At 69.6% G+C, this 2,580-nt stretch carries 3 protein-coding genes and 1 pseudogene; 1 reads left to right on the top strand and 3 read right to left on the bottom strand.

Going from position 1 to position 2,580, the window contains the following annotated elements:
- Positions 1-685: endonuclease/exonuclease/phosphatase family protein (locus DBR34_RS17485; RefSeq protein WP_146186877.1), on the bottom strand; the 685-nt coding region annotated here is incomplete at its 3' end.
- A gap of 41 nt (positions 686-726) precedes the next feature.
- A complete protein-coding gene (locus DBR34_RS17480; RefSeq protein WP_128097728.1) occupies positions 727-1,482 on the bottom strand; it encodes an arginyltransferase in 756 nt (251 codons plus the stop codon).
- A gap of 152 nt (positions 1,483-1,634) precedes the next feature.
- Between DBR34_RS17480 and DBR34_RS17475 the strand changes: the two genes are divergently transcribed.
- Positions 1,635-2,225, top strand: coding sequence for an EF-hand domain-containing protein (locus DBR34_RS17475; protein WP_128097727.1), 591 nt, complete (start codon positions 1,635-1,637; stop codon positions 2,223-2,225).
- 52 nt (positions 2,226-2,277) lie between these two features.
- On the opposite strand, the pseudogene DBR34_RS23775 reads toward DBR34_RS17475, so the two are convergent.
- A pseudogene (locus DBR34_RS23775) lies at positions 2,278-2,580 on the bottom strand (RNA polymerase subunit sigma-70); the annotation flags it as partial.

Genomic DNA, 2,580 nt, shown 5'->3' with positions numbered 1-2,580 from the left:
GCGCATGCACCACGCCGTTGGGCGTGGTCACCGGTACGTCCCAATGCGACTTGGACGACAGCCGCAGCTGCGACCAGACGTGGTCGTTGTAGAAGGACTTTCCGGTGCGCGGGTCGATCGGGCGCAGCGCGCCGGGCAGGGTGCTCCATTTCAGCAGCTGGAAGCTGCGCACCTTGGCTTCGTCGATGGGATAGCGCGACAGCACCAGCATGCCGTACTGGCCCGGGTGCAGGCCGTAGCCCCACGCATCGTTGCCGCGCGCGCGGCCGTCGCCGCCGATCTGGCCGTTGTTGTCCAGGTCCAGCCCGCTCTGCACGCCGGTGTTGACCGGGGCCAGGTAACGGTAGGCGTAGTGCAGCGGTTTGCCGCCGCCGGGTTGGGCGGTTTCCAGGTAGCGCTGCTGGAACAGGTCGGCGGCGCGGTGCGCGTCGTCGTAGTCGAACTCGTTGAGCAGCACCAGGTCCGGGCGGACCTGCTGCAGCACCGCGGCGATCTTGCGGGCGTGTTCGCTGTCGCCTTCCAGCTCGGCGATCAGCCCGCCGGTCTCGTCGCTGTACAGCGAGGTGTTGTAAGTGGCGATCCGCAGCGGCGCGGGGGCAGCTTCCTGCATGGCGGTCTTGGCGGGGGTCTGGGCGCAGGCGCTGCACAGCAGGGCCAGGGCAAGGATCAGGGGATGGGCTTTCATGCGCCTATTCTGCACTGGCGCGCATTGCATTGCTGGGTCAGTCAGCGCCCTTCCCGGGCGTCGTCGAATTCGTGCCAGCGGCGCCCGTCGTAGGCCTCCAGTGGACGGAACCGGCGCTTGTAATCCATCTTGCGGTGGTCGCGGATCCAGTAGCCCAGGTACAGGTGCGGCAGCTGCTCGCGCCGGGCCCAGGCAATCTGCTGCAGGATCGCGAACGTGCCCAGGCTGCGGTGGGCGTGCTCGGGGTCGAAGAAGGTATACACCGCCGACAGCCCCTGCGGGGTGACATCGGTGACCGCGACTCCGAGCAGCTCGCCGCGCCTGCCGGCCTGGCCGGGCGCGCGCAGTTCCATGAAGCGGCCCTGCGCCCACTGCCCGATCAGGAACTGGTCGAATTCGTGCGGGCCGTGCCCGTCCATGCCGCCCTGCGCGTGGCGGTGGGTGAGGTAGCGGTGGTAGAGCGCGAACTGCTCTTCGGTCTGCTCGGCCGCCACGATCCGCACTTCAAGATCCGCGTTGCGGGCCAGGCAGCGGCGCTGGCTGCGGTCCGGGGCGAAGCGTGCCACCGGAATGCGCACCGACACGCAGGCGTGGCAGTTGGCGCAATGCGGCCGGTACACCAGGTCGCCCGAGCGCCGGAAACCCCAGCTCAACGCCATCGGGTACAGCGTGCCCAGCCGCGTGTCCTGCGGGTCCAGTACCAGGTCGCGCGCGGCCCGTTCCGGCCAGTAACCACAGGGGTGGTCACCGGTCTGGAACAGTCGCAGCTCGTCGTCGCGGTCGCCATGAATTGCCATGCCCACAGCATAGCGCCGGGGCGTCGCAGCGGGCGCGACTGTCCGCCAGATGAACATGGCCGGCCCGGCTGTCAACGCCGCCGGCAGCCACGCGTTGTTGTAGGCGTGGGTGCCGATGCACCGCACGCCGATTTCCCCTACCGGAGTGACCCATGCGCAATCGCAAACCCCTTCTGCTGCTGGCCCTGCTGCTGTCCACCGGCGCCGCCGGCCTGGCCATGGCCGCCGACGTGCCGCCCCCGGCCGGCGCACCGCCCCGCGCCAAGCTGGACACCAATGGCGATGGCGTCATCGACCGTGCCGAAGCCGCCAAGGCCCCGCGCCTGGCCGCGCAGTTCGACACGCTGGACAAGAACAAGGACGGCAAGCTCTCGCGCGACGAACTGCCGCGTTGGCACGGCGCACGCCATGGTCGCGGCCCGGGTGGCCGTGGCGAGATGATGGCCAAACTGGATACCAACAAGGACGGCCGCATCAGCCGCGAGGAAGCCAAGGCCGACCCGCGCCTGGCCGCGCGCTTCGACCAGATGGACGTCAACAAGGACGGCTACCTGGACAAGGCCGACCGCGAGCTGGGCCGCAAGCAGCACCGCGATGCGTGGTTCGCCGCGGCCGACACCAACAAGGACGGCCAGCTGAGCAAGGCCGAGTTCGATGCGGCCAAGGGGCCGGTCGGTGGCCCGCGTGGCGGCCACCGCGATGGCAAGCCGCCGATGCCGCCGAAGGCACCGGCAGCAAAGTAAGCCCGCGGCGTACTACCCACGGGCGCCGGTCATCGACCCGCGCCCGTGTCGTTCAGAGCCGCCCGGTGCGCACCAGGCTGTACAGCACCAGCGCGGCCACGCCCAGGGTGACCAGCACCACCGCCCAACGGCCGTACATCAGCTGGAAGGTCCAGCTTGGCCCGCTGCGGCCATGGCGCGCCGCATCGCGTGCCAGCATCGGCGCCATCACCTTCTGCAGCGGGAACAGGCACTGGTAGTTGACCGCGGCCATGCCAAGCGCCATCGCCGACAACAGCATCCAGACCGGCGCTTGCAGCACGCTCAGCATCAGCACCGACACGCACATCACCATCGCGGTGACGCTGCTCAGCAC

The organism is Stenotrophomonas sp. HMWF003, assembly GCF_003061285.1.
Classification (GTDB): Bacteria; Pseudomonadota; Gammaproteobacteria; order Xanthomonadales; family Xanthomonadaceae; genus Stenotrophomonas; species Stenotrophomonas maltophilia_AP.
The sequence above is the reverse complement of the archived record's forward strand: the minus strand, read 5'-3'. Positions and strand labels throughout refer to the sequence as shown.